Below are 24,964 nucleotides of genomic sequence, written 5' to 3' on the forward strand. Positions count from 1 at the left end.
CCGTGCCCCTGCGGCGCCGCAGTCAGCGCTTCAAGCCGGATCGCAGTTCGTCCAGCTTCCGCTGGAGGCCCAGCAGATCTCGCTTTATTTGGAGCAGTTCCGAATCGTCGGTCGACTTCATGCCTACCTCGATCTTCTTCTGGATAGCGGCCATCCGCTCCTGAAGAAGCATGATCTCCGCCTGGACGCTTTTCATCATCCTCTGTGTCATCAGTTGCGCTTCCTGCTCGGCGCTGATGTTCGCTTGGCGCAGCTTGAGCTGTTCCTCGTGCCGCAGCTTCAGGATCTGATACTGCGTCTGCAAGTCCCGAATGTCCCCCGAGAAAGGCTGGCCGCGTTCTACTCTCGCCTGAAATTCAGCAAGCCGCCTTTCCGCCGCCTCCATCTCGATCCTGGTCTCCTCTAGACTGCCCATCGGCCTTTCTTTTGCGACTTGCGGGCGATCGGAGGCCAACTGGCTCGCACCAGTGACATCGAGTTGCTGTTTCAGCTGCTCGATTCGTTGGCGCAACTTGAGGTGCTCTGGGCTCTCGCGAGAGACCACTCCCGCCTTGATCCGCTGCTCCAAGGCCACGAACCGCTCCTCCAGAACCGCCTTCTCACGTTGGAGGCTGTCCCGTGTCCGCTCTCGCGACTCGATGCTGCCCGCTTGCGGCCTCGCTACCGGCGCCCCCGTCACGTTGGACTGGCCGAAGACGGTCGTCAACTGCTTGCGGCTCGATTCGACGAGGGCTGCCTGGTCGGAGAACTCACGCACGACTCGCTGGTAGGCGGCGAGAGCCTGCTCACGCTTGCCGGCCTTGCGGGAACACTCGGCCAGGCGGTACAGCGCCGCGGCCGCCGTCTTTCGTTCCTCGTCGAACTGGGCGACGATCGCCTGGTATGCCTCGATGGCCTTGGGCAGGTTCTGGTTGACCTCCTCCTGCACGATCCCCTTGCGAAGTTGGTCGGACAGCCGCTCTTGCGCGCCGGCGAGCGCCGACGCCCCGACGAGCATCGCGACGGTCAAAAGGGTCTTCATGACGTGCCTCCCTGGTGGTCTGTCGGAGGGTACCGCTCCGCATCGCTCAACCACCAACCTCATCCTGCGGCGGCTGCCAATGGCAATTGTCATGGTTCTGCAAAAACAAGAGGCTCCGTCACCCTGGCGGAAGCCGGGGTCCACAGCGCGGCAACCGCGGCGGGGTGTTCTCCGGGATCCAGAGAGGCACACGGCTGGATTCCGGCGTACGCCGGAATGACGAAGGTGAAATTGCGCCCCTCCTCATGCTTCGTCCTGAAGAGGAGGCGACTCCAGCCGGTATCCCACGCCATGAACCGTCGTGATCCACCGAGGCTTCTCTGGGTCGGCCTCAATCTTGCCCCGAAGGACGGCAATGTGCGTGTCCACTGTCCTCGTTGTCGGAAACGCCGTGTAACCCCAGGCCCTATCCAGAAAGCGCTCGCGCGTCACCGGCTCCCCACGCGACTCGGCCAGCACTCGCAGGATCGAGTACTCCCTGGCCGTCAGTTGAATCGAACGACCGCCCCGGCGGGCCGATTGCTTCACCAAGTCGATGACGACGTCGCCGAGCGTGAGCGTCTTGGGTGTCCCGGCGCCCCGCGTCGCACGGCGCAGTAGCGCGCGCACCCGCGCAAGCAGTTCGTCGGTGCTGAACGGCTTCACGAGGTAGTCGTCGGCGCCGGTGTCGAGTCCGGCGACCCGATCCTCCACTTGTCCCCTGGCGGTCAGCATCAGCACAGGCACCACCACCGCCACTCTCCGCAGTTCGGTACAGAACGCGAGGCCATCGAGCTTCGGCATCATGACGTCGAGCAGAATGAGGTCCGGCTTCTCGTCCAGCGCCAGCGCCAATCCCGCCTGCCCGTCTGCTGCACACAACACGCGGTAGCCGTCCGCTTTCAGGATGTCCTCGAGCGCCATGCGCATCGGCGCCTCATCCTCGATGACGAGGACGCGTGGACCGAGCGCGGTATGACTCGAAGGCCTGGGTCTGTCGCTCATGACGCGGGCTCCGCGGGAACGGGAAGCTCGATCGTGAAGCGGCTGCCCGATCCGGGGCTGCTGCGCACCACCACGCGGCCGCCGTGGGCCTCGGCGACGTGCTTCACGATGCTGAGGCCGATCCCGATGCCCTGCGTCTCGCGGCGCAATTCGGACCCGCGTCGGTAGAACGGCTCGAAGATCCGCGTCTGCTCGTCGGCCGGAATGCCAGGGCCGTGGTCGGTCACAAAGAGGCGGACCCGGACCGGCCTTCGCGTGTCGCTGGTCGCCTCGTCGGCATCAACCTCGAGGCCGAGGAGCACGTCGGCGCCGGCCGGCGAGTGCTTGATCGCGTTGTCCACCAGGTTGACAAGAGCCTGCTGGAGCGCCTCGCGATCGACGGACATCTGGGGCGGCTCGGCGTCGTCGGTGGCCGTCTGGCACACGAGGCTCACGTGTCGCTGCGCGGCGTACGGCCGCATCACATCGGCGGTCTGCACGACGAGCGCCGGAAGATCGGCCGGCTCGAACGAGTACTGGCGCCGCCCGCGATCGATCCGGGAGAAGTCCAGCAGGTTCTCGACAAGCGATGACAACCGCCTGCATTCCTGGCCGATGACGCGGAGGTATTCCTGCCGGCGCTCGCCCGGTTCGATGGTGCCTCGCTCCAGGCTTTCCGCCATCAGCGTGACCGAGGCGATCGGGGCGCGCAGTTCGTGCGACACGCTTGCCACGAAGTTGGACTTCATCTCGCCGAGACGGCGCTGCCGCTCGAAAGCCCGCCAAGCGCCGACAAGGCCGCCAAACGCGGCGAGCGTCGCTGTGAAGACCAGCCCGATGGCCATCCATAACCGTACCCTGTAGCTCGCGTACAACGCGTTGGCATCCGCCAGTTCGAGGATGACGGTGAAGGCGTGGCCTCCCGGCACACCGCTCAGCCGGACGGCGCCGCCCGGTGCCTGGGAGCGCAACGGAATCGCCTGGGGCGCAATGCGAAACAGCTCACCGGCGAACGTGGATACCGCGTCGGAAGGCACGGCCAACGGCAGCGCAATCTGCCCAGATGCCGAAGCCAGTTCAACGGGATGTTCGGTGGCTGGCATCGCGCGGCCCACGCGCCAGGCGTGGTCCTCGAGCCGGATCGTCGCTGCCGCGTACTTCGGCACGTCGTCGCGGTCGGACGCCGCCGCCTGGAAGACGCGCTCCAACCGGCGCGCGGAAACCAGCGTGATCTGATAGGCGGAACGGCGGGGGACAGCGGTCCCTTCGTCGATTGCGACGAGTGGGTGTATGAGCGCCAACCACGCGCCGTTCCCTGTTTCGATCCATGCCGCCGTGGGGCGCACGGCGTCGATGCGCAATTGCCGCAGGAGATCGAGCGCAAGCTCGTTGGCCGCCCAGCGTCTGTTGATGCCGGCCATCGTCATGTTGCCGGCCGCGACACGGGTGGCGTCTTCGAGAATCAGTTTCGTCAGCAACGATGGGTGCTCGACGATTCGCCGTCTCAGATCCTGAAGCAGCACATCGGGCATCCCGCCGACACGCAGGTGCCTCAGGGCCAGCAGCAGCGCGAGGTCCGAGAGCGGCGTGCCCGATTCGCTCGCGATGCCGGCCGACCGGTTGGCGAGGTCCAGCAGCCGCTCGGTGGCTTTCGACAGGGTGTCCCGATTGACCTCCGCCCGAACCAGGATCCATTCCGCGTTGACTCGCGCAGCGCTCGACGCACCGGCCAGCGACGCCACCGCGCGACGAAGAGTCGCGAGATCCACATCCGCGGGCACGTCGGCGACGACCCGCCACGCGCGAGCCTGGGAGGGGGTGAGATCGCGGAGCCAGTCTGGCGGCGAAAGCGCCGACAGATAGTCGAGCGGTACGCGAATCCGACCATCGACAACAAGACCGCAGAGTGGCCCGCCGTCGCCCGCATCCGCCGGCGGAGCCTGCGCCTCGATGTCGCCCCCCGAACAAGCGGAGGCCACGAGCGCGGCGAGTTGGCTTTCCGCACGCGCTCCCCAGCGACGCGCGAGATCAGTGGCCAGCACAGCAGCATTCCGCCGGGCGTCCTGTTCAATCGATGCGCGATCCTGCCTCAGGGAGTACAACGCCGTCACCGACAGGATCACGACTGGAGGCACGATAAGCAGGATTTGCCACACGAATCTGGCGTCGTGCCGACGGCCTGGGATCGAGCGCGAGCGGACCATCGAACGGAGGATAGCACGCGGCAGCGGGGTCGCGACGAAGCGCGATGCGACCGCAAGGGCTGCCTAGGTGATCCCTATAAAGGCTGGTGGGTATTGGTAAGCAGGTAGCGGCCGTGCTGCCGATCCGCGTGGAGTTCGAAATCAACCACCTTGTACCCACGCGGGAGGTAGTGGTTGAAGATCTCCCGGGTGCCGAGGCGCCAGGCGTGGGCGAGGCCCGGATCGCCAGTCAACATCTCGGTGAATCCACCGGGAATCGCCACAGTCAGCCATGGCGCGTCCGCCCCGAGCGTCACGCCTCCACATCCGACCCATCGGCCGCGCGAGTTCAGGACGTTCACGAGCGGCGCGCGATCCCAGCTCTCTCTCCGTGACGCTGCGCCGCTGGCGGTCTCGTCGCGAGCGACAATCGCCTGCTCGACCCGTGGCGTGCGCATCCACCACTGCGCGATAAAACGGTCGGTTGGATTGCCCCGGTGTAGAACGCTGCTCGACTCGCCATAAACGTTCTCAACGTAGTCCTCGACGATCACGCCCAGGCGGCGAAAGTTGAGGTGGGCGTTGACGGCCTGCAGCGGATCGTACGTCCACTCCATCAACTCGAGACCCATCTCGATCGCGACGCGGCGCTGTTCAAGCTTGAGCTCGCGGCCCACACCGGTGCCGCGGTACTCGGGCAGCACGCCCAGCATGTGCGACCACTGCGTGGGCCGGCCGTCCTTGATCCCGGCAATCGAATACACGAACGCCACCAGGGCGTCGCCGTCGAAGGCGCCGAGCAGGATGCCGCCGCGCTTCAGCGTGATTACGAACATCGGGATGCCGACCGCGTCCTCCGGATCGCCGTACCCCCAGATCTCGCCCTCCAGAGCCATCACCTGTCGAAACTCATCGAAGGTATGGAGGGAGCGGATCGTCATGCCCGGATGTGGCGACTGAGTCCTTCGATTCATGAATTCGGCAACGAATTAGTTCGCTCAGGACTTAGTGCTGAGCGAGCATGTTTCACCGGATCGCCTCGCAGCAACACGCTACCGTATTTGCGAGTCGAAGCATTCAGCCATTCGACATCACTCCACGCGGGGATCCGGATCCGGGTCGAGACAGCACGAGATCCGGCAACTCCACCAGCGACTGGATCACCGGCACATCCTCGTAGCCCGGACCGAGCGAGCGCTGGAGAGGGCTTGACAGGCCGTCGCCCGATCGGCGAACCAACACGGCGCGCATCCCGGCCCGGCGCGCGCCCTCGATGTCGTGTTTCACGCTGTCGCCAACCATCACGGCGTCGCCAGGGGCGACATCAAGCGCGGTCAACGCCGCGTCGAAGATGGATCGATGGGGCTTGAGGAAGCCGTGCTCAGCTGACGACACCGCCGCCGAAATGAGGCCTCCGAGCGCAAAGTGCGCCGCGAATTCATCGAGCGGTCGCTGGGTGTTCGAGATGAGGCCGATCCGGAGCCCCGCATCCGCCAACCTCCTCAGCACCGGCTCGACGTCGTCGTACAGAAAGAAGTGATGGCACTCCGCCCATTCCTCGTAGATGTCACGCGCCGCATCCTGCGTGGCCGGGCCCGTGCCTCCCATGTGTTCGATGATGCTCCGCGTATAGTCGACGAACAGTTGCGCGTCGTAATTGTGTGCCTTGACTTCGTCGAGGATGGGCGCCGAATATGCGACCGCCGCACGGAAGCGCGACGGATCCACCCGCACGCCGTGCCGCGCGCAGAAGAACTCGTAGCCCTGGCCCTGGAGCGTTGGCCCCGGGTAGATCAGGGTGAAGTCGACGTCGAAGAAGACCGCGCGCGTCATGTCGTCGGAACCGCGTTCATTATACGAGCAGAACGGGGACGGGCTAGAATACGGGATCAATCATGTCCGACTGGAAAGCCACTCTCAATCTGCCCAAGACGGGCTTCCCGATGAAGGCCAACCTGCAGGCCACCGAGCCGCAGATGCTGGCGCACTGGGACGCCATCGACCTCTACCGCAAGCTTCGCGACAAGCGCCGGGGCGCGCCGGTTTTCATCCTGCACGACGGCCCGCCGTACGCGAACGGCGATATCCACCTCGGCACCGCGCTCAACAAGACGCTCAAGGACATTGTCGTGCGGTCGCGCTCGATGATGGGCTTCGACTCGCCGTACGTCCCGGGATGGGACTGCCACGGCCTGCCCATCGAGCTGAAGGTCGTCCGGGAGCTTGGCAAGCGGAAGGCGGAGATGAGCGTCGCCGACCTGCGCCGCGCGTGCCGCGAGTACGCGACCAGGTTTGTCGGCATCCAGCGCGAGCAGTTCAAACGCCTCGGCGTGATGGGCGACTGGGACGATCCGTACTTGACGATGGACTTCCGCTACCAGGCGGCGATCGTGCGGGCGCTCGGGCGGTTCGTCGAGCGGGGCATGGTCTACAAGGGCAAGAAGCCCGTGCACTGGTGCATTCACTGCCGCACGGCACTGGCCGAAGCCGAGGTGGAGTACGAGAACCACACCTCGCCGTCGATCTATGTCGAGTTCCAGCTCATGGACGAGTCGCGCGCGGAGCTTGGCTTGCGCGTGCCGGAGCTGAACAACCGCGCCGTGTCCGCGCTCATCTGGACGACCACGCCATGGACGATTCCGTCCAACCTCGCGCTGGCGTTCCACCCCGAGGCCATGTACGCCGCGTACCCGTTCGAAGGCCGGGTGGTCATCGTCGCCGAAGCGCTGGCTGATCAGCTGTCCAGCGAGCTGGGGCGGCCGTTTGTCCATCCGGTCGCGCGCATGCCAGGCACGGCGTTCGAGCACCTCCGGTTCCGGCATCCGCTCTACGATCGCGGGTCGCTCGGCGTGCTTGCTGAGTACGTCACGCTCGACACCGGCACGGGCGTGGTGCACACGGCACCGGGCCATGGCGCCGACGACTTCCGTACCGGCGTGCGGTATGGGATCGAGATCTACGCGCCGGTTGGCGGCGATGGCCGATTCCTCGCCGAGGTGGAGCGATTCGCCGGGCTCACCGTGTTCGAGGCCAACCCGGAAGTTGAGGATGCGCTTGCCGACGCGGGACGCCTCTGGAAGAAGGCGCGGTTCGATCACTCATACCCGCACTGCTGGCGCTGCCACAATCCCGTGATCTTCCTGGCGACCTCGCAGTGGTTCATTGGCATGGATGACACGGGACTGCGCGCCAGAGCGATCGCCGAGGTTGACGCCGTCCAGTGGTTCCCCGCCTGGGGCGGCGACCGCATGAAAGGCATGTTCGCGGGGAGGCCGGACTGGTGCATCTCCCGGCAGCGGTCATGGGGCGTCCCGATCCCCGCGGTCACCTGCAAGCAATGCGGCGTCGCGACGTTGACACCCGACCTGATCGAGCGTGCGGCGAAAGCGTTCGAACAGGATGGCGCCGAGGCTTGGTACGAACGCCCGATCGGCGACTTCGTGCCACCGGGGTTCGAGTGCCCGTCGTGCCACGCGACCGAATTCGAGCGTGAGCAGGACATCCTCGACGTCTGGTTCGACTCGGGTTCCAGCCACGAGGCCGTGCTCGCGGTCCATCCCGAACTGCGCTGGCCAGCCGACCTCTACCTCGAGGGATCGGATCAGTACCGCGGCTGGTTCCAGAGTTCGCTGCTCGTCGGCCTGGGTACGCGCGATCACGCCCCGTACCGGCAGGTCCTCACGCACGGCATGGTGGTGACCGAAGAAGGCAGGAAGATGTCGAAGTCGCTCGGCAACGACATTCCGCCCGAGACGGTGATCAAGCAGAGCGGTGCCGAGATTCTGCGACTGTGGGTTGCCAGCGTGGATTTCCGTGAAGAGGTCCGTTTCGGTCCGGAGATCCTCGCGCGCGTCGTCGAAGCGTACCGCAAGCTGCGCAACACGCTGCGCATCCTGGCGGCCAATCTCACCGATTTCAATCCGGCCACCGACGTAGTGCCGCCACCCGTCATGGACGAGGTCGATCGTTTTGCAATGGCGCGCTACGGCGAAGTGGCGACGGAGATTCGTGCCGCGTACGAGGCGTACGACTTCCCGGCGATCTTCCAGACGCTCAACGCCTTCATTTCGGTGGATTTGAGCGCCTTTTACGTGGACGTGTCCAAGGACCGGGTGTACACGCTGGCCGCCAACGCCCACGCGCGCCGATCGGCACAGACCGCAATGTTCGCGATCGCCGACGGGCTGGCGCGACTCGTCGCGCCAGTGTTGCCCGTGCTGGCGGAGGAATACTGGAAGCACCTGCCGGGCGAGCGCGAAGAATCGGTGCATCTGGCGGAGTTCCCCAGAGACGTCCATCTCTTCAGTGACGAGACGCTCGTCGCCCGATGGTCGCGCCTGCTCAAGGTGCGGGCGGCCGTCAACGTCGAGCTGGAGAAACTCCGGCAGTCGAAGGTCATCGGCCAATCGCTCGAAGCCGTGGTTCATCTCCATGGTGTCGGGCCGGTTCAGGAGTTGCTCACCAGCCATTGGGCGCACCTGCCAGCGCTCTTCATCACGTCGCAGGTCGACGACCAGACCACGGCACCTGTCACGGGCCAGGCGCCGCCGGATGGCTCGGTCTACGTCGAGGGCGAGGGCAGCGCGGTGCACATCGTCGCGTTCCGCGCGGCGGGCACCAAGTGCGATCGCTGCTGGCGGTACGTGCCGGCTGTCTCGAGCGCGCCGGGCCGTGAAGGCGTCTGCCCGCGGTGCGAGGACGCCCTGGGGACGTCCACCCGGTGAGCCCCGCCGCCCATTCCGTCGTCAGCACGGCGACCTTCCGACTTCACAGGCTTGAAGTCGCCGTGGCCGCCGGGATCGTGGTCGTCGACCAGATCACCAAGGCGCTGGTGCGCACGCATGTACCGCTTTACGACACCGTGCCGGTGGTCTCCGGGATCCTGAATCTCACCCATGTCCGCAACTCGGGGGCGGCATTCGGGTTTTTCAATGCCGTGGATTTTCCGTACAAATCGGCCATCCTCGCGCTGGTCGCCACGGCGGCGTTCATCGGGATTGCCGTCTACGCGGCGCGCGCGTCCACCAACGAACGTCTGGCGCGGTTCGGTCTGGCGATGATCCTGGCGGGCGCCATCGGCAACCTCATCGACCGGCTGGTCTTCGGCAGCGTGGTCGATTTCGTGGACGTGGTCTTCGGCTCCTGGCACTTCTGGACGTTCAACGTGGCGGATTCGGCGATCACGCTTGGCGTCATCGCGATGATGATCGATATGATGGGAACGGGCAGACATGTATCCACGACTTCTTGAACTCGGACCTCTGACCGTCTACAGCTACGGCGTGCTGCTGGCCGCCGCGTACCTGCTCGCGTTGTATTTCGCCGTGAGACGAGCGCGGCGTGCCGGCCTCGACGGCGACCGGGTGCTCGATCTCGGGATCTACATCATCATCTCGGCGCTGGTCGGCGCCAAGGCGCTGCTCCTCATCGTCGATTTCGACTACTTCCGCCGGCAGCCGGCTGAATTGTGGACGCTCGCCCGATCGGGGGGTGTGTTCTATGGCGGGCTGGTGCTTGCGTTTTTCGTGGGTCTCTGGTACATGCGACGTCACCGGCTCCCGGTGTGGGCCACGGCCGACGCCATCGCGCCTGGCATCGCGCTCGGCCATGTCGTGGGCCGGATGGGGTGCGTGCTCGCCGGCTGCTGCTATGGCACACCGACGTCGCTGCCCTGGGGCATCACGTTCAGCGATCCGTTTGCGGCCGCCAACGTCGGCACACCGCTCCATGTGGCGCTGCACCCGACGCAGCTGTACGACGCGGCCGCGGAGTTCGTGATCCTGCTCCTGCTGCTCGCGACAGAACGGCGTGGGCGGAAGTTCAACGGCCGGACATTCTGGATCTACATCCTGCTCTACGCCGTCTCGCGATTCGTGATCGAGTTCTTCCGCGGTGATCCGCGCGGCTCGACGTTTGGGTGGTCGACCTCACAGGCGATTTCGATGGGGCTCGCACCGCTGGCGATCATCATGCTGGTGATCCTGGCGCGACTCCGGCCGAGCGAATCGGTTCCGGCGAAGACCCCGGCGGTTGGCACGCCTCGGAAACGCCATCGTTGAAGCTGAGTTCGGAGACCCCTTGAGTTGACGGTGGCTGTACGTCATTTTTGATGGAGCCCGGAGTCGCTTGGGCTGGGCGTTTTGCACTGGAGGCCGGGTCTTCCGCCTTCGCGTGAAGCTTCGGCGGACCGCCGTAGCCTTGGCGGAGGCAGTCAGACCCGGCGACAGAAGCGGCCTACCGCGAGGACTATGCAGCATTTCGATCTCACCGTGGACGCCGAACAAGCCGGCCAGCGCCTCGACCAGTTCGTCGTGGCCCTCGTGCCAGGGCAGTCGCGTTCCCAGGTTCAGCGACTCATCAAGGAAGGCCAGATCCGCCTCGGCGAAAAATCGGTCCGCTCGAACCACCAGGTTCGAGCCGGCGATCTGGTGATCGTCGACGTTCCCGATCCGTCGCCCGCCACCCCTGTGCCGGAGGCCTTGCCGATCGACGTGCTGTTTGAGGATAGCGACGTCATCGTCGTGAACAAGCCGGCGGGCATGGTGGTGCACCCGGCGCCAGGCCACGCGGCCGGCACGCTGGTGAATGCGCTCCTGCACCACGTGAACGACTTGAGCGGGGTAGGCGGCGAGCTCAGGCCCGGCATCGTGCATCGCCTCGACAAGGGCACGTCGGGCGTGATGGTGGTCGCCAAGCACGACGCGGCCCACCAGGAGTTGTCGCGGCAGTTCCAGGACCGTGAGGTCGAAAAGGAATACGTGGCGCTCGTCTGGGGCGAGGTGCAGCAGGGCCGGCGCATTGACGCCGGCATCGGCCGCGACCCCAACGACCGCAAGAAGATGTCGGCGAAGGCCAAGCATGCACGCTCTGCGGTCACGCGGGTAACGAAGGCCCGGTTCCTGCGCGGCGTGTCGTACCTGCACGTCGCCATCGCGACGGGGCGGACGCATCAGATCCGCGTCCACCTGAGCGCGATTGGCCACCCGATCGTGGCCGACTCCGTCTATGGCGGCGTGCGGCGACATGTCCCCCGTCATCTGCGGCCCGTGCTGCGACTCGATCGACCGTTCCTGCACGCGATGCGGCTGGCGTTCACCCACCCGTCCGACCCGAAGCGGCGGATGGAGTTCGTCGCACCTCTTCCCCAGGATTTGCAGGACGTACTCGATGACATCGTGGAGCGCTTCGAGGCGAGGATGGAAGACTAAGTCCTTCGAAGAACAAATACGGCAACGTATTTGTGCCCTCAGGACTTAGTACTGAGAGAGCCACTGCGGCCCACGCGATCGAAAGCGATACGGGGCCGTACTTGTGACTTGAAGCACTAAGTGCGGAGGCGCTCCGCACGGCAGGAGCGCCTCCCCCTCTGCTTCACGATGCGGCGAGATCTCCTCGCCCGATGGCTACTTCCCCTGGTCGTGCGGCACCTTGACGTCCACCGTCGCGGCGCAGGTGCTCCCGGGCGTGGTGCACTGCAACTTGATCGTATAGACGCGCCCGGTTCCATTGCCGTCGCGGTCAGCCCGCAGGCTCACCGTCTTCAGGCCGGTGATGACAACATCCGAGGCTGCAATCGTCTCATTGCAGGTCACGCCCACGATCTTGGTACTGGGCGCGGGGCCGCTTGTGGCCGTCACTGTGACCACAATTGGCACCATCTTCTTGTTGGGTGGCCATACGGTATTAGGTGTTGCGGACGCGCTGATCGCGGACGGCGGAGGCGCCACCACGGTCACTTTCTGCGTCGCCGTGGCGGAGTTGCCCGAGTGGTCCGTCGCGGTCCACGTGACCGTCGTGATACCCACCGGGAAGAGGGCCGGCGCGTTGTTGGTGATTGTAGGGTTCGGATCAGCAATGTCTGTGGCCGTCGCCAACCCCAGGTTCACCGGCGTGCCGCCCGAGCCGGTCTGTTGCGCGGTGACGTCTGGAGGCGCGGTGATCGTCGGCGGCGTGGTGTCCTTGACCGTCACCAACTGAACGGCCGTCGCCTTGTTACCCGAGGCGTCGGTGGCCGTCCACGTGACGGTGGTCACACCCAGAGGAAAGCCGCCCGTCGGCGCGTCGTTGGTGACCACCGGGTTGGCGTCACGGTTGTCTGTCGCCGTCGCCTGGCCAATGTCCACCGGCGTGCCGGTGCTGCCGGTCGCCTCGGCCGTCACGTCCGGCGGGACGGTGAGAGTGGGCGGGGTCGTGTCGGGCGGGAGAACCCCGAACGCCAGCGCATGGCGCCACCCGATGGCGATGGCGGTGGCTCCCGTCAGGTCGGCCGGTACGTTGCGCTGGCCGTAGCTGTCGCCCTCGCCCCACGCGACGACGGTGCCGTCTTCCTTCAGGGCCATACGGTCGTAGTTCGTGCTCGCGGATATAGCAGTGACGCCGGTCAGCCCATCTTTGTTCCACCATTCGACATCGGCGAGCCATTCGACCACGGTGCCGTCCTCCCGGAGGCCTACGCTGTGCGTGAATCCCGCGGCGAGGGCCTTGATGTTGGCCGTGCTTGCATCGGTCAGGAAGGCAGGTACGGTTGCTGGCTCATCGTCGTATCTACCACGGCCCCATGCGACAACAGTGCCGTCGTTCCTGAGGGCCAGGCCATGGTAGGCTCCCGCGGCGATAGCCTTGACGCCGTCCAGCCCGGCCGGGACGGCGATCTGGTTATACATGTTGGCGCCCCAGCCGACGACGGTGCCGTCGGCCTTCAGGGCCAAGCTGAAGTTCTCGCCCGCGGAGATGGCCTTGACGTCGGTCAACCCGGCCGGGACATTGCATTCCCCATAGTAGTTGTAGCCCCAGGCGACGACTGTGCCGTCGCTCTTGAGGGCCAGGTTGTGCGCGTAGTGTGAGGAGATGGCGATAACGCCCGTCAGGCCCTCCGGGAAGCCTTCCATGCCATTGCCGCTTCCCCAGGCGACAACGGTGCCATCGCTCTTCAGCGCCAGGCTATGGGACCCGCCCGCGGCGACGGCGATGACGTCGGTGAGCCCAGCCGGAACATCGCGCTGCTGGTTTTCGTTGCTGCCCCAGACGACGACGCGGGGGGGATTCTGGGCGTTCGGGCTCGCCACGAGCAGGCCGAACATTAAGAAGACAAGCAACCAGGCACGTTTTGCAAACATTGAAGCCTCCCTTGCTACGACCCGACTGGGGTGAACTGTTTCAGTGCTCTCACCGCTCTGTTGTGTTGTTCGGTTGCGAGAATTCGCAATGAGTTCCAAGCACGGCGCAAGAGTAGTGCCCCGCGTCAGCAGCCACAATTCACGAAAACACGTGATGCCTCCGTGAGGCCGGGCTGGAGCCCGGCGATCCCAGGCGAGTCACGCTGACGGGACCGCTTGCCGGGTCTGACAGCCTCCGCCCCGACTTCGCTCTTTGAGCTACGTCGAGGTCACGCCATAGCGCTCTGGCGCGGAGGCTGGTCGCGCCCGTCGCGCAACGGCTAGATTCAGGAATATCGAAGAAGCGGAATGAGGTAGGCCGCTCAGCGGAACTTCGCCTGGAGCATCCTGCCCACGGCGCCCGCACGCGAATGCACGTGGAGCTTGCGGTAGATATTGCGCAAGTGCGTGTCCACGGTGTGGATGCTCAGGTCGAGACGGTCGGCGATTTCCTTGGTCGCCAGACCTTGGACCAGGAACTCGAGCGTTTCCTTTTCGCGCTGGCTGAGGCCATGCTCCGGCGGCGGGCCAGCCATTCGCGCGAAGAGGCCCAACACCGACCGCGCAATCTGCGGCGTCATGGGCGCGCCGCCGCCGAGGACTTCGCGAATCGCCTGGGCGATCTTCTCTGCCGGCGAAGTCTTCAGGAGGTAGCCAGCCGCCCCGGCGCAGATGGCCCTGACGATCTTGTCCGTGTCCTCGAACACGGTCAGGATGATGACGTGCGTGGCCGGCGAAAGTTCCTTGAATTGCTGGATGCCGTCGAGCCCGCTCATGCCCGGCAGGCCGATATCCAACAGGATGATCTCGGGAGGATGGTCTTCGCGCAGCCGTCCCAGGGCGGCCTCGCACGAACCGAACGCGCCTGTGCAGCGAAGGTCCGGAGCGTGGTCCAGCGCGCGCGCAATGGCGCCACGATACGTCTCGTTGTCTTCGACCAGCCAGACGTTGATGGGATGGGCCGGCGAGCCTGACGGTGCGTTCAGCATAGTGGCATCAGCGCTCATGGGCGCATCATCGCACGGCATTGGATGTCGCGCCACTCCCGAGATTTCGTGATGGCCTCTGATCACGCCTCACGGGAGCATCACGGTGAGCGTCACGATGGTTCCCTTAACTGGTTCGCTCTCGACGACGAACTCCCCGCGCAGGTCCGCCGCGCGCTGCTGCATGCTCCGCAAGCCGTGCCCTGACGAGGCGGCCGCGCGATCGAAGCCGCGCCCGTTGTCCTGGACGCGCAAGGTGAGCCGGCGGCCGGTCACCTCCACCCGCATGCTGACCCGTGTGGCGGCGGCGTGCTTGACGATGTTGTGCAGGATTTCCTTGAAGGTGAAGAACACATTGCGACGGAATTCGAGCGGCAGGCTCTGTCCCGACAGCTCGCTCGGCGCCACGAACTCGCAATCCACGCCGGCCAGCAGCGTGCGGGCGAATTCACGCATGCGCGCCACCATGTCGACCAACGTGTCGAAGTCGGGGTTGAGAAACCACACGATGTCGCGCATGGCGCTGGCGGTGCGCTGGGCGGTGGTGTTGATCTCCTGAAGCGAGGTCTGCGCCTCCGTGGGAAGCGCCGGAACGTGCTGCGTCAACTCGCTGAGCAGGATGATGCCGCCGAGGTTGCTGCCGATTTCGTCGTGCAGGTCGCCGGCGATGCGCCCGCGCAACCGGGCGAGTTGCTGCAGGCGCGACACCCGGACATGGATCAACGCCCAACTCACGCCCGCCATCCCGGCGAGCACGAGCAGGAGGAACCACCACGTTTGATGAAACGCCGGCACGACCTCGACCGCGAGCGACACGCCGACCTGGTTCCAGACGCCGTCATTGTTGCAGGCCGTCACATGGAAGGTGTAGTTCCCAGGAGGCAGCCGCGTGTACGAGGCGCTGCGCGTGGCGCCGCCATCCACCCAATCGGGATCGAATCCCTCCATCCGATACCGGAACCGCACCCTGGTCGGGGCTGCGAAGCTCAAGCCTGTGAAGCGAAACTCCACGCGGCGCTGACTCGGCTGCAGCGTGACGCGTGACCAACCTCCCCCCGAAGTCTCACCTCGGCTTTCAGAGCGCTGCTCTTCGACGATCTCGCCATCAATTCGCACTTCGTCTATCATCACTGGCGGCGGGAACGGGTTGACGCGCAGTTGCCTCGGGTCCACGAAGGCCGCGCCCTTGGCCGTGCCGAACCACAGTGTGCCGTCGCGGGCCTTCAAACAGGCCGGCTGGATGCCGCCCACTTCGATCGTCTCCAGCCCGTCACTGCGATCGAAGGCCACATAGTTGACCGAACGGAGGCGGCCGTCGCCAAACTCCGCAAGTTCGTGCCGACTCACGCGAATGATGCCCAGGTCGGAGGCCATCCAGAGGCGCCCATCGTTGTCTTCGAGCATGGGACCAACGCCCCGCGCCGGCAGGCCGCCCTTGACGCGGTAGTTGAAGAACCGACCCGTCTGAAACCGGCTCAGGCCACCACCGTGCGTGCCGATCCACAGCACGTCTTCGGCGTCCACATAGAGCGCGGTGATGACATCGTCGGGCAATCCCTGTTCGTGCGTGAAGACGGTGAACCGCCCGTCCTGAAACCGGTTCAGTCCTCCGTCAGCGGTCCCGATGTAGAGGCGCGCGTGGGAGTCTTCCGCCAGTGTCTGCACTCGATCCGATGACATCCCGTTGCGGCGGGAGTAATGCGTCACCTGATCACGGTCAATCCGGCTCAGCCCTTCGACACCGCCCACCCAGATAGCCCCCTGCCGGTCTTCCAACAAGGCGCGCACCGACCCGGCCAACATCCCCTCGGCTGCCCCGTACGCGGTCAAGGCGCCGTCCTTGAAACGAAAGACCTTTCCCCCGTACGTTCCGATCCAGGTTGCTCCTGTTCGTGCGGCCAGCACGGCCCAGACGCCTTGCATGGGATCGGAAAGCGGGGACGCGATCGCCACCGACACCACGCCGTCATTCAACCAGTACGGTTTCGAAGTGCCGCCCCCGAACCAAATCCGCCCATGCTGATCCTGAGAGACCGAATGAACTGCATCTATGCCCAGCCCTTCGCGCCGGGTGATCATTTTCCAAAGACGAGGTTTGATCCGGAGCAGCCCGCCGCCGTCGGTGCCGGCCCACACGTTGCCTTCCCGGTCGCAATGGAGGCTCCGCAGGGACAACGTGGTCAATCCGGACTCCACCGTGAGATAAGTCCATCCGGTATTCGGGCTGAATCGGAACAGGCCGTTGTTGTACGTCGCCAGCCAGAGGTTACCGGCGAGGTCTTCGCGCGAATCCACGGGGCGGGACTTGAAGTCAGGACACGGCCAGACCACCGGCAGCCATCTACCCTGACGATGCTTGCGGAGGCCCGCCGGCGTGACCACCCAAAGACCGCCGTCACGACTGGGACAGACATGCTTGACCACGGCCTCCGGCTGGCCGTCCGGCCCTTGCAGCAGGACGATCTGGCCGTTGTGAAGACCGAACAGACGATCCTGTTGCTGGAACCACGCCCCACCCTCGCTGTCGACCACCATTCGCTCAATAGGCCCTGCCTCGAGTTCAGGCGGCGCGGGCACGGAGACAAACTTGCCATTCTGCCAACGACGCAAGCTACCCTTCTGTCCGGCCAGCCAGAGAACGCCTTGACCATCTTCCTCCACCCATCGGACTCCTTCCGGCGGCAGACCGTCGGCGGCGGTGAAGGTGCGGCACCGCCCGTTCTGGAGCCGTGCCAAGTCGTAATACTCGGTGATCAACCAAAGCGCGCCTGCCCGGTCTACCGACAATTGGATGAGGCGGTTGTTGGGCAACCCGGGCAGGTTGCTGGTGTCAAACACGGTAAACCGGACGCCATCGAAGCGGGCAAGGCCGTTGAAAGTGGCCAACCACAAATAGCCATCGGGTGTTTGCGCGATGGACTTCACGGAACTCTGCGGCAGGCCGTCATCGGTTTGCCAGGCGTCGATGGTGAAGTCCGCTTGGCCGGTCACTCCCACGGCGCCACCGCTCATCCCGCCGATGGCCACCAGCGCGAGGACGAGGCACTGCGCCTTCCAAGGTCGAAGGCCACTTCCGCGACGCCTCGTGTCAGCAGTCAGCATGGATCGAAGCCGATGGGCGCTATCAGAGGCCTCTCGCGAGGCTCCGAGTTGACCAATCACCCTTTACGCGACACCGCTGGGGACGCTGGGCCGGTGCTTGCACTTGGCGCCGCCGGAACCTCCGGAGGGCACCGGGCAGCCGACGGCCGAACACACGCCGGCACAGGATACACCACACAAGTGCTGACACAGGGCGCATGAGCACCGCCGCACCGAACGCCGGACAGGCATCGTTCGGCCCCGATCCCGAGGAAACGGCCCAGTGCCGCCACAATCTCGCCATGTGCCGAGAGCCATGTGCTGAGAGTCGTTGCGGACCGTGCGTCAGCAGCTCACTTGAGTCGCGGGCTCCGCCGCGGGCAACAACGGTCCCAAGACGATCTCCGGCACGAAAGCAAGAAGCGGGTGGACTGAAAACCGTACTACAGTAGACAGTAGGGTAGGCAGTGGTCGACAGGGAATGGCGAGAATCGAATCAGGAGTCTCTCCCATGAATGAACCGGCAGGCACGCGCCATACGCAGACCACGGCGTTTCAGGGGCGCATCTTCACCGTCACGAAGGACCGCGTCACGCTCCCGAACGGCCGCACGGTCACCTTCGAGATCGTGCGCCATCCAGGTTCGGTGGTCTTGCTGCCGCTCGTCGACAACTCACGCATCGTCCTGATCAGGCAGTACCGCTACGCGCTCGACCGGTGGATTTGGGAATTGCCTGCGGGCAGTCTTGAACCTGGTGAAGATCCCGCCGCGGCGGCGGCACGCGAGTGCGAAGAAGAAATCGGACTGGTGCCCACGACGGTCGAGTTCGCCGGTTCGTGGTACCCGACTCCCGGTTTCTGTACCGAAGCGATGAACTACTACAGGCTCACCGGACTTCATGCCCCGAATCCGGACGGACCCGTCGCAGAAAAGGACGAGGACGAGGACATTCGCGTGCAGGAGTTTTCGCTCGACGATGCACGCGAGTTGGTCCGCCGGGGTGACGTCGTGGATTTGAAGACGGCGTGGGGGTTGACGCTGGTCTGATCGCGCAACCCGGTGTGTGGTCCGTTCCTGTGCCGGTTCCACGCGATCGGCAGACGCGCCGTGGTCGCGTCACGAACGGGCCAGTCGGGTTCACGATACCGAACATTTGTTCATCATACGGCCACGCCGAGTGGCTCCCCGAACCGCGTGATGTACGCCGCGATCGATCGAATTGGCGTATGATGAGAAAGTACCCCTCGCATTTCTCTGCGAAGTGGCGAGACTGGCCGCCCGGCTTCGATGAAGACCGGGCGTGGTCCTTCGATTCATAAGTTCGGCGACGAACTTATTCCCTCAGGACTTCGTGCTGAGCGAGCGTTTGGACCCGATCATCTCACGAGAAATCGCAGTCGTAGTGGCGAGTCGAAGCACTCAGGAAGGTTCTGACGATTCATGCCGCAACATCCCAAAGGCACGCAGGCGCGCGTTCTTCTTTCCTCGGTGTTCGGGCCGTATGCCCAGGACGATGAGTTCGGGAGCCGATCGATCAATCCGATGGAGCTGTACCACAACCAGGTCACGCGTGAGCAGGGCCCGTTCTCGCTCCGCCTGTTCCATCGTTCCTGGGGCATCATCTTCATCCAGCACAACATCTCGGCGCCATGCGCCGTGCTCGACTTCCCCACCCGCGAGCGATTCATCGAAGAGCTGAAAGCCCACGAATACGACATCGTCGGCGTGTCTGGCATCATCGTCAATATCGGCAAGGTCCGCGAAATGTGCCGGCTCGTGCGGGAGCATTCGCCGACATCGACGATCGTGGTTGGCGGCCACGTGGCGGCCATCCCCGGCCTCCAGCACATGATTGATGCCGATCACATCGTGAAGGGCGAAGGCGTGTCGTGGTTCCGGTCCTTCCTTGGCGAGGACCCGACCGTGCCGGTCAATCATCCGGTGATTCCGTCGTCATTCGGATTCAGCATCATGGGCCTGAGAGGACCACAGGGCGGCGGGAGCCCGGCGGCGACGATCATTCCGTCGGTTGGCTGCCCGATGGGCTGCAACTTCTGCACGACGTCGGCGTTTTTTGGCGGCAAGGGCAAAGTCATAAACTTTTTCGAGCACGGCGCGGAGATTTTCCACGCGATGTGCGACGCCGAAGCACGCCTTGGCGTCAAGTCGTTCTTCGTCATGGACGAGAACTTCCTGCTCTACAAAGAGCGCGCGATGGAGTTGCTCGAGCACATGAAGGAGAAGGGCAAGGCCTGGTCGCTCTACGTGTTCTCGTCGGCGAACGCGATCTCCAAGTACAAGATGCGGGAACTGGTCGAACTCGGCGTCGCCTGGATCTGGATGGGCCTCGAAGCGCGCCAGAGCGGGTACAGCAAGCTCAAGGGCGCCGACACCGTCACACTCACGAAGGAACTCCAGGCGCACGGCATCGGCGTGCTCGGGTCGACCATCGTCGGCCTCGAACACCACACGCCCGACAACATCCAGGCCGAGATCGAGCACGCGGTCGCGCACGACACCGACTTTCACCAGTTCATGCTCTACACCCCGGTGCCAGGCACGCCGCTGTACGAGGAAATGGCCGGCGAAGGCCGGTTGATCGACGTGGATCTGGCCGACATCCATGGGCAGGATCGGTTCAATTTCGAGCACGCGGCCATGCCGCGCGACAGCTCGAAGCGATGGCTCGATTGGGCCTTCCGGCGCGACTACGAGAAGAACGGCCCGAGCGTCTATCGCCTGGCCAAGACCATGATGGAAGGCTGGAAGCGCTATCACGACGATCCCGATCCACGAGTCCGGCAGCGATTCCAGCGGACTGCGCGCGACCTGCGCCGATCGTACGGCGCGGCGCTGTTTGCGATGGAGAAGTACCTGCGGGACACCAACGTCGACGTGAGCCTGAAGATCCGCGCCCTGCGCAGAGACATGGAGGGTGAATTCGGCGCGTTGACGCGCTGGATCAACCGCGCGGCGGGCCCGGTGCTGCTGTGGACGTCGCGACGGGACGCACGCAAATACCCGCGCGGGAAGCAGATCGAGCCGATGACGTTCATCGAGCGCCGGAACTGGCCGGAACCCGTCTAAGTAGTGGACGTGGCCGGCGCCAGATCGATGGCAGACGCGATCGTGGCCGTGTGGATGGCTGCGGTGTCCTCGACCCGCCTGGCGTAGCCACCCGCAAGCACGACCACCACAGGCACTCGCGCCACGCGTGCCGCCTGGAACACGGCGCGATCCCGCTGCGCCAGTCCATCCATCGTCACATTCAAACCTCCCAACTGATCCTCGATGAAAGGATCGGCGCCCGCCACGTAGACGACGAGGTCCGGTCGCGATGCCAGCACCTGGGGCAGGGCGCATTCGAGGGTCCGCATATACTCCTCGTCGCCTGCGCCGTCGACGAGGCCCACGTCCAGCGAGCCGCGCGGCTTGACGAAGGGGTAGTTGTGTTCCTGATGCATCGAGAACGTGAATACCGACGGGTCGCCTTCGAAAATGAACGCCGTGCCGTTGCCCTGGTGCACGTCGCAGTCGACCACTGCGGCGCGCGCGATCGTGCCATCGTGCTGCAACGCGCGAATCGCAACGGCGATGTCGTTGTAGAGGCAGAAGCCCTCCCCGTGTGACGGGAAGGCGTGATGAAACCCGCCACCGAGGTTGGCGGAAACAGCCAGGGGAGCAAGGGCGTCATCGGCGGGTGTGGGGTGGTGACGGCTGATCCGAGCCCCTTCGGCCACCGCCAGCCGGGCGGCCAGCACCGTGCCCCCGGTCATGACCCGGAACCCCTCGGCCGCCTCCGATGACCACGGCAGCTCGAGTAGTGCGAGCTCCGACGACCGGAATCCTCCCGACCTGGTCTTCTCGAGATACTGGGGCTCGTGGACCAGGGCCAGCGTCTCCCACGGAGCGGCTGCCGGTTCGAGGATGTCCGCGGGTACGACGAGCCCGGACGACAGGACCGCGTCCCGCACAAGCCGGTACTTCGCCGTCGGAAACACATGGGCGCCGATATCGACCATGTAGCGTTCCGAGTAGACGAGTTTCACGGGCGTCGGTTTCTGACCGCCGGACAACGGTGATGCGGACTCACCGCGAGGAGATCGCTACGGCGGATCGGCGCTTGCGCCGCGAGGTCACTGGCGCGCGCCGGGACGGCAGTGCGGCTGGCAACGCCAGCGCGAGCACCTCGTCAATCGTGGTGACGAAGTGGACCTTCAGATCGCGACGCAGATCCTCGCTGATGTCTTCGTTGATGTTCTTTTCGTTCTGCCGCGGGAGAATCACTTCGCGCAGGCCGGCGCGGCGCGCCGCCAGCACCTTCTCCTTGATGCCCCCGACCGGCAGCACCCGGCCACTCAGCGTGATCTCGCCGGTCATGGCCAGATCACCGCGCACGGGCCGACCCGTGAGCTCGGACGCCAGCGCGGTCACCATGGCGACGCCGGCCGACGGGCCGTCTTTCGGAATCGCACCTGACGGCACGTGCAGGTGAATCTCGGCGTCATGGAAGAAGTCCCCTTTTACGCCGAAGCGGTTGGCGTTGGCCCGCAGCCACGAGAGGGCGGCCCGCGCGGATTCCTTCATGACGTCGCCGAGATGTCCGGTCAGCGTCAGCGAGCCGGTGCCCTTCATCCGTGAAGCCTCGATAAACAGCACCTCGCCCCCAACCGGCGTCCACGCAAGGCCGATGGAGACACCCGGGGCCTTGGTCCGCTCCTCGATCTCCTCATCAATGAACTTCGGCGCGCCAAGCAGATCCATGACCAGACTGGACGTCACCGCGACCGGCGTCTCGTCGCCCTCGGCGTGGCGACGCGCCACCTTGCGGCAGAGCGCCGCGATCTCGCGCTCGAGGTTGCGGACGCCAGCCTCGCGCGTGTAACCCCGGATGACCGTCCTCAGGCTGTCGTCGGTGAACGCGATGACCTCGGCGGTGAGGCCGTGGTTCTGCACCTGCTTGGCGACCAGGTGTTCGCGGGCGATCTTGAGCTTCTCCTCTTCGGTATAGCCCGGCAGCTCGAGCACCTCCATCCGGTCGCGCAGGGCGGGTGGCACCGGGTCGAGGATATTGGCCGTCGTGATGAAGAGCACCTCGGACAGGTCGAAGGGCACATCGAGGTAGTGATCGCGGAACGTGTTGTTCTGTTCCGGGTCCAGGACCTCGAGGAGCGCTGATGCCGGGTCGCCCCGGAAATCCGATCCCAGCTTGTCGATTTCGTCGAGGATGAACACGGGGTTCCTGAACTCCGCCCGCCGGAGGCCCTGGATCACCTGTCCCGGCAGCGCGCCGATGTAGGTGCGCCGGTGACCGCGGATCTCGGCCTCGTCCCTCATGCCGCCAAGCGAGACTCGCACGAATTTCCGGCCGAGCGACGTCGCGATCGACTTGGCGAGCGACGTCTTGCCCACGCCTGGAGGACCGACGAAGCAGAGAATCGGCCCCTTCATCGAGGGGTTCAGCTTACGCACGGCGAGGTATTCCAGGATGCGGTCCTTGGCTTTCTCGAGATCGGAATGATCGGCATCGAGGATGCGTTTCGTGTGGGCCAGATCGATGGTCTCCTCGGTGCGCGCCACCCATGGCAACGTGACCAGCCAGTCGATATACGTGCGCGACACGGTGTACTCGGCGGCAGCCACCGGCATCCGGGACAGGCGATCGAGTTCTCGGAGCGCCTCCTTTTTTACCGCCTCCGGCATGCCTGCGGCCTCGATCTTGTCTCGCAACTCGTCGATCTCCTTGGCCTGGTCGTCGCCTTCACCCAACTCCTTCTGAATTGCCTTCATCTGCTCGCGCAGGAAGTACTCACGCTGGTTCTTGCCGACCTCGGACTGCACCTGCGACTGGATCTTCGAGCCAAGTTCCAGCACCTCCAGTTCCTTGATCAGAATCCGGTTCAGATGCGCCATCCGTTCGCGGAGGTCGAGCGTCTCGAGCACCTCCTGCTTGACCGGCGTGCCGATCGTGCTCAGGCTCGATGCGATGAAATCGGCCAGACGTCCCGGTTCGGTAATGCCGAACGCGAGCGTCTGCAAGTCGTCCGACAGCAGCGGCGAGAGCGACACCACCTGCTGAAAATTCGACTTGATGTTTCGCTGCAGCGCGTCGATCTCCAGATGGTCGTCGTCTCGGGTCACTTCTTCGGCGCGCCGTACCTGCCCACGCAGATAGGGCTCCGTGGCGATGATCGCATCAAGGTGCAGCCGGGCGAGCCCCTGCACGATCAAGCGAAGGCTGCCATCCGGCAGCTTGAACATCTTGTGAATGTGGGTCGCGGTGCCGACGGGGTACAGATCCTCGGCGCGCGGCTCCTCGACACTCGCGTCGCGCTGTGTGCACACCGCGATCAGCTTGCCCGTTCCGATGGCCTCATCAATCAGACGTACGGAGCTTTCGCGCGCCACGGCAAGCGGCATGAAGGAATTCGGAAACAGGACCGTGTCGCGCAGCGGGAGGATCGGGAGATCGGGCGGAATGAAGAGTCCCTTCTCCCCGCCTATCAGATCCTCGAACGGCGGCTTTTCCAGTACATCAGTCATCCGCAACCCTCGTGTCGGGCAGGGAGCGGGGCGACCCACTCACGTCCCGAACGCAGTGAATGAGAGAGAAAACTTCGGCGGGTCCCGACCGGTTACGGCCGACGACCCGTCTGAAGGATGCCGCAGTTAGTTGGAGATGTCAAAGAAGAGTGACGAAGAGGCTGATCGCTGGGCCATCAACCGCTCGCGATGCATCGCGTTCTCTCGCGCCTGCTCGCAATCCTTGCAGCGAACCGCAAACGGCAGGGCGCGCAGCCGCTGCGGGGCGATCTCGTCGCCGCACTCGAAGCAGTCGCCGTACGCCCCTTCCTCGAGTCGCGAGAGCGCTTCGTTGATCTTGGTCAGCGTCTCCGCCTTCATCTGGATCAACGCGAACTCGATGTCGTCCTGGATGTCCGCCTCTGAGCTCTCACCAGCATCGAACACTTCGCTCATCTTGCCGTGGGAACCCTCGGTCCGGACGTCTCGAATCTTGTCGTGCACTTCGTTCACGATCTCGCGACGGCGGTCTTCGAGCATCCGCTTGAGCTCGCCGTAGCGTTCAGTCTTCATACCCTTCACGGTTGCGCCATTGGTTGCCATGGTGTCCGACGCTCCTTTCGCGTCATCCTGGGACGTCAGGGTCTCTATGCCCGCAACACCCCTGCAAAGAATCTGCCATTGTAGCGGGGTGTCTCCCACGCTGTCAATCTCAGTCTGGCATCCTGCTTTGCGTGGCCCGCGCCCTCACGCCCATCGGTTCCAGTGCCCGCTGACCGATTCGAACGGCCGCCTCAAGCCCGGCCAACGCCAAGACCACTCGCGGCCGTAATCGCTTGATGGTCAGTGCCTTACAGGATGCCATCATGGATTGACCAGCAGCGCCTGCCGGCCGCGTTAACACATTAGACGCCGAAGATCCGGCAATAGTTCGAGACGACGACTTGGGTTGCCAAAGAGCGTGAGACGCGCCGGCGGCGTGACCACAAAAGTGGACGTGTCGCATCTTCGCCACATCCCCGTGGCGGCTGTGCACGTCTACGGCAGCGCAC

At 64.8% G+C, this 24,964-nt stretch carries 17 protein-coding genes; 6 read left to right on the forward strand and 11 right to left on the reverse strand.

All coding sequences use genetic code 11. The features are described from left to right. Positions 1–22: 22 nt before the first annotated feature. The 5 genes from NT151_00590 to NT151_00610 all read right to left on the reverse strand — a co-directional run bounded on the left by NT151_00590 (position 23) and on the right by NT151_00610 (position 6,000). Complete coding sequence (locus tag NT151_00590) at positions 23–1,021, reverse strand: tetratricopeptide repeat protein (GenBank protein ID MCX6537419.1); 999 nt, start codon at positions 1,019–1,021, stop codon at positions 23–25. A gap of 243 nt (positions 1,022–1,264) precedes the next feature. Next, a complete protein-coding gene (locus tag NT151_00595) occupies positions 1,265–2,005 on the reverse strand; it encodes a response regulator transcription factor (protein ID MCX6537420.1) in 741 nt (246 codons plus the stop codon). Next, a complete protein-coding gene (locus NT151_00600) occupies positions 2,002–4,140 on the reverse strand; it encodes a HAMP domain-containing sensor histidine kinase (GenBank protein MCX6537421.1) in 2,139 nt (712 codons plus the stop codon). The genes NT151_00595 and NT151_00600 overlap by 4 nt, the downstream gene beginning before the upstream one ends. 122 nt (positions 4,141–4,262) lie before the next feature. Next, positions 4,263–5,141 (reverse strand): hypothetical protein, encoded by an 879-nt coding sequence (locus NT151_00605; protein MCX6537422.1) that lies wholly within the window; start codon positions 5,139–5,141, stop codon positions 4,263–4,265. Between the two features lie 103 nt (positions 5,142–5,244). Further along, the gene (locus NT151_00610; GenBank protein MCX6537423.1) at positions 5,245–6,000 is read right to left on the reverse strand and encodes an HAD family hydrolase; all 756 of its coding nucleotides are present in this window, start codon (positions 5,998–6,000) and stop codon (positions 5,245–5,247) included. Positions 6,001–6,062: 62 nt separating this feature from the next. Between NT151_00610 and ileS the strand changes: the two genes are divergently transcribed. The 4 genes from ileS (at position 6,063) to NT151_00630 (ending at position 11,375) form a co-directional block, all read left to right on the forward strand. Further along, on the forward strand, positions 6,063–8,891 hold the full coding sequence (ileS, locus tag NT151_00615) for an isoleucine--tRNA ligase (protein ID MCX6537424.1): 2,829 nt from the start codon (positions 6,063–6,065) through the stop codon (positions 8,889–8,891). A 62-nt stretch (positions 8,892–8,953) separates the two neighbouring features. Then, on the forward strand, positions 8,954–9,418 hold the full coding sequence (gene lspA / locus NT151_00620; protein ID MCX6537425.1) for a signal peptidase II: 465 nt from the start codon (positions 8,954–8,956) through the stop codon (positions 9,416–9,418). Continuing rightward, positions 9,399–10,226 (forward strand): prolipoprotein diacylglyceryl transferase, encoded by an 828-nt coding sequence (lgt, locus tag NT151_00625; GenBank protein ID MCX6537426.1) that lies wholly within the window; start codon positions 9,399–9,401, stop codon positions 10,224–10,226. The genes lspA and lgt overlap by 20 nt, the downstream gene beginning before the upstream one ends. A 189-nt stretch (positions 10,227–10,415) precedes the next feature. Continuing rightward, positions 10,416–11,375, forward strand: a complete 960-nt coding sequence (locus NT151_00630) for an RluA family pseudouridine synthase (GenBank protein MCX6537427.1) — start codon at positions 10,416–10,418, stop codon at positions 11,373–11,375. 195 nt (positions 11,376–11,570) lie between these two features. Here NT151_00630 and NT151_00635 read toward each other — a convergent pair whose 3' ends face one another. From NT151_00635 to NT151_00645, 3 genes are all read right to left on the reverse strand, one after another. After that, the gene (locus NT151_00635; protein ID MCX6537428.1) at positions 11,571–13,283 is read right to left on the reverse strand and encodes an HYR domain-containing protein; all 1,713 of its coding nucleotides are present in this window, start codon (positions 13,281–13,283) and stop codon (positions 11,571–11,573) included. Between the two features lie 362 nt (positions 13,284–13,645). Further along, a complete protein-coding gene (locus NT151_00640; protein ID MCX6537429.1) occupies positions 13,646–14,329 on the reverse strand; it encodes a response regulator transcription factor in 684 nt (227 codons plus the stop codon). Positions 14,330–14,398: 69 nt separating this feature from the next. Then, positions 14,399–17,410: a triple tyrosine motif-containing protein gene (locus tag NT151_00645; GenBank protein MCX6537430.1), complete on the reverse strand. Its 3,012-nt coding sequence runs from the start codon at positions 17,408–17,410 to the stop codon at positions 14,399–14,401. Between the two features lie 490 nt (positions 17,411–17,900). Here NT151_00645 and NT151_00650 point away from each other — a divergent pair, with 490 nt between their 5' ends. Both NT151_00650 and NT151_00655 read left to right on the forward strand, forming a co-directional pair. Beyond that, the gene (locus NT151_00650) at positions 17,901–18,437 is read left to right on the forward strand and encodes an NUDIX hydrolase (protein ID MCX6537431.1); all 537 of its coding nucleotides are present in this window, start codon (positions 17,901–17,903) and stop codon (positions 18,435–18,437) included. A 393-nt stretch (positions 18,438–18,830) separates the two neighbouring features. Beyond that, a complete protein-coding gene (locus tag NT151_00655; protein ID MCX6537432.1) occupies positions 18,831–20,477 on the forward strand; it encodes a B12-binding domain-containing radical SAM protein in 1,647 nt (548 codons plus the stop codon). On the opposite strand, the gene NT151_00660 is transcribed toward NT151_00655, so the two are convergent. The 3 genes from NT151_00660 to NT151_00670 all read right to left on the reverse strand — a co-directional run bounded on the left by NT151_00660 (position 20,474) and on the right by NT151_00670 (position 24,485). Beyond that, entirely contained in the window at positions 20,474–21,439 is a 966-nt protein-coding gene (locus NT151_00660; GenBank protein ID MCX6537433.1) for a histone deacetylase, read from the reverse strand. The two genes, NT151_00655 and NT151_00660, sit on opposite strands and share 4 nt — an antisense overlap. A gap of 40 nt (positions 21,440–21,479) precedes the next feature. Then, on the reverse strand, positions 21,480–23,933 hold the full coding sequence (gene lon, locus NT151_00665) for an endopeptidase La (protein ID MCX6537434.1): 2,454 nt from the start codon (positions 23,931–23,933) through the stop codon (positions 21,480–21,482). A gap of 126 nt (positions 23,934–24,059) precedes the next feature. Next, positions 24,060–24,485 (reverse strand): TraR/DksA C4-type zinc finger protein, encoded by a 426-nt coding sequence (locus NT151_00670; protein ID MCX6537435.1) that lies wholly within the window; start codon positions 24,483–24,485, stop codon positions 24,060–24,062. Positions 24,486–24,964: the final 479 nt, after the last annotated feature.

The sequence above is a fragment of the Acidobacteriota bacterium genome, assembly GCA_026393675.1.
GTDB lineage: Bacteria > Acidobacteriota > Vicinamibacteria > Vicinamibacterales > JAKQTR01 > JBAXOX01.